This window comes from Vibrio sp. VP6 (assembly GCF_028823755.1).
GTDB classification, from domain to species: Bacteria; Pseudomonadota; Gammaproteobacteria; order Enterobacterales; family Vibrionaceae; genus Vibrio; species Vibrio parahaemolyticus.
In genome coordinates, this window is record NZ_JAPEID010000209.1 from 1 (window position 1) to 505 (window position 505).

A 505-nucleotide genomic window follows, 5' to 3' on the forward strand; every position below is an offset into this window, starting at 1 on the left:
AACTTCGCCATCGTTCCTTATGGTTAATTCTCCAGTAATCAGAGATTTAACTCTAACTTCAAGACCAACTTGCCAATAGTTATCATCGGTTCCTAATGGCTCGATATAGGGTTTTTGGCTGCCGGTGAGTTGGTAATCTTTGCTAATAAAGATCTTGCCTAGCCCTAACGCGATGTAAGGCTGTGTACCTTCGGGGCAAGAAGGTTTTCTTACCTTGTCACCATGCTGCACGGTGTAGATATCGACCAAACCTTGGCTGACGATCTTTTGTGTGCCATCTGAGTTCAAAATGGTCACATCATGAGCGTTGGTGATGGAGTAATCCCCACCGACATCCCAATCGTCGGTGAGAGCGACACTGCCATCGCGTTGTAAGAACTCGTCATAGAGCTGCGACAGCAGTGGGTCATAAACCGTGACAATGATGTCGCCATTGGTTTGTGCTTTGGCATAAGGCATCTTGAGTAATTCAGTTGCCCATTTCGCGCGGTAAATCGGCTCAATG

Annotated in this window: 1 pseudogene; it reads right to left on the reverse strand. The window is 46.7% G+C overall.

Features of this window, described 5'->3' with window-relative positions:
- Positions 1 to 505 (reverse strand): annotated as a pseudogene (locus OU793_RS24915) (type II secretion system protein); the annotation flags it as partial.